The sequence below is a fragment of the Chrysiogenia bacterium genome, from assembly GCA_020434085.1.
Lineage (GTDB): Bacteria > JAGRBM01 > JAGRBM01 > JAGRBM01 > JAGRBM01 > JAGRBM01.
This window is the reverse complement of record JAGRBM010000604.1, coordinates 1-2,516: the sequence shown is the minus strand read 5'-3', so window position 1 is coordinate 2,516 and position 2,516 is coordinate 1. Positions and strand designations below refer to the sequence as shown.

1 protein-coding gene is annotated in these 2,516 nt (G+C 65.0%); it reads right to left on the bottom strand.

Annotated features, from left to right (window positions below; genetic code table 11):
- Nucleotides 1-2,516, bottom strand: a 2,516-nt coding sequence (gene uvrA / locus KDH09_19675; protein MCB0221927.1) for an excinuclease ABC subunit UvrA, incomplete at both ends; no start/stop codon positions are given.

Here is a 2,516-nt window from a genome sequence, read left to right as displayed (position 1 = left end):
TGGAGCACTTCGAGGAGCTTGTCCACGTCGGCAAAGTGCAGGCCGGTGGTGGGTTCATCGAGGATATAGAGCGTCTTTCCGGTGGAGCGTTTGGCCAGCTCGCGGGCGAGCTTGATGCGCTGGGCCTCACCACCAGAAAGCGTGGTGGCCGCCTGCCCCAGGTGGATGTAGCCAAGGCCCACGTCGTTGAGCGTCTGGAGAATCTTGCTCACGCGCGGGTGAGCGCTGAAGAACTCGGCGGCGTCCTCGACGGTCATTTCCAGCACGTCGGCGATGTTCTTTCCCTTGTAGAGGACTTCCAGGGTGTCGCGGTTGTAGCGCCGGCCGTGGCATTCCTCGCACTCGACGTAGATGTCCGGCAGGAAGTGCATCTCGATCTTGCGCATGCCGTCGCCCTTGCACGCTTCGCAGCGCCCGCCCTTGACGTTGAAGCTGAAACGTCCGGGCCCGTAACCCATGATCTTCGCCTCGGGAAGCTGGGCGAAGAAGTCGCGGATGGGCGTGAAGGCGCCGGTGTAGGTCGCGGGATTGGAGCGCGGCGTGCGGCCGATGGGCGACTGGTCGATGTCGATCACCTTGTCGAGTTCTTCGAGGCCCGCGATCGACTTGAACGCGCCCTCGGGCTCATTTCGGTGAATGACCTTTGCCATGGCCGCCGGGTAGAGGCTGTCGACGATGAGCGAGCTCTTACCCGAGCCCGAAACGCCGGTCACGCAGGTGAAGATACCCAGCGGGATCTCGGCGGTGACGTCCTGCAGGTTGTTCAGATGCGCGCCCTTGATGGTGAGCTTGGCGCGGGCCTTGCGCCGGGTCTTCGGAGTCGGCACCGACTTCGCGCCCGAGAGATACGCGCCGGTGAGCGAGTCCTTGTTCTTGCAGATCTGCGCCACGGTTCCCTGCGCGGTGACCTGCCCGCCGTGGCGGCCGGCGCCCGGCCCCATGTCGATCACCCAGTCGGAGGCGCGAATCGTAGCCTCGTCGTGCTCGACGACGAGCACCGAGTTGCCAAGATCGCGCATGCGCTGGAGCGTCGCGATCAGCCGGTCATTGTCGCGCGGGTGCAGGCCGATGCTGGGCTCGTCGAGCACGTAGAGCACGCCCACCAGCGAGGCGCCCACCTGGGTCGCCATGCGGATGCGCTGGCTCTCCCCGCCCGAGAGCGTTCCTGAGCGGCGCGAGAGCGAGAGGTAGGAAAGGCCCACGCCCTCCAGAAACTGCAGGCGGTCGCGGATTTCCTTGAGGATGGGCCGCGCAATCTCGCCGCGGTTTCCCTTGAGCTCGAGCGCCCCGAAGAACTCCGCGGCCTTCTTGATGGAGAGCCGGGTGGCCTGGTCGATGTTCTTCTCGGCAATGCGGATGGCCAGGCTCTCGGCGCGAAGGCGCCCGCCGTGGCAGTCGGGACAGGGCTGGCTGCTCATGTACTCGGCCAGCTCGTCGCGCACGGACTCGGAATCGGTTTCCTTCCAGCGCTTGTCCAGCCAGGCCAGCACGCCCGGAAACTTCTGCACGAAGGTGTGGCGACTGCGACCGGACTTCGATTTGTACTTGAAGTTGACGGTCTTCTTGCCCGTGCCGGTGAGCAGCACCTCGCGCGCCTTGGCGGGCAGTTTTTTCCACGGCACCGCGCTGTCGAAGTCGTAGGCTTCGGCCAGGCTCTCGAGCATCTGCCGGTAGTAGTCGCTGGTCCACTGCCACGGGGCGAGCGCGCCTTCTTCGAGCGAGAGGCTCTCGTCGGGCACGACCTTCGCCGGGTCAAAGTAGGAGAGCTCGCCAAGGCCCGCGCATTTGCCGCACGCGCCGTGGGGCGAGTTGAAGGAGAAGCTGCGCGGCTCGATCTCGGGATAGGAGATCTCGCAGTAGGCGCAGTTCAAATGCTCGCTGAAAAGCTCTTCGTCATGTCCGACCACATCGACGAGCACATACCCGTCGGCCAGGCGCCACGCGGTCTCGATGGAGTCGGCCAGCCGCCGCTCGCTCTCACCGGGATCGATCTTGAGCCGGTCGACGTAGATGGCGATGTCGTGCTTCTTCTGCTTGTCGAGCTTGATCTCGTCTTCGAGGTCGAAGGTCTCGCCGTCGATGCGCGCGCGCACGAAGCCCTCGCGCCGAAGCTTTTCGAGCTGCTTGCCGTACTCACCCTTGCGCCCGCGCACGATGGGCGCCAGCAGGCTGATCTTCGTGCCCGGTTCGAGCTCCATCAGGCGGTCGACGATCTGCTGCACGGTCTGGGCCTGCATCTGCCGCCCGCACGAGTAACAGAACACGTCGCCGACGCGCGCCCAGAGCAGGCGCAGGTAATCGTAGATCTCGGTCACCGTGCCGACGGTCGAGCGCGGGTTGCGCGAGGTGGTTTTCTGTTCGATGGAAATCGCCGGCGACAAACCCTCGATGGAATCGACATCGGGCTTGCTCATCTGTTCGAGGAACTGGCGCGCGTAGGCGCTGAGCGACTCCATGTAGCGCCGCTGCCCCTCGGCATAGATCGTGTCGAAGGCCAGCGAGCTCTTGCCGCTGCC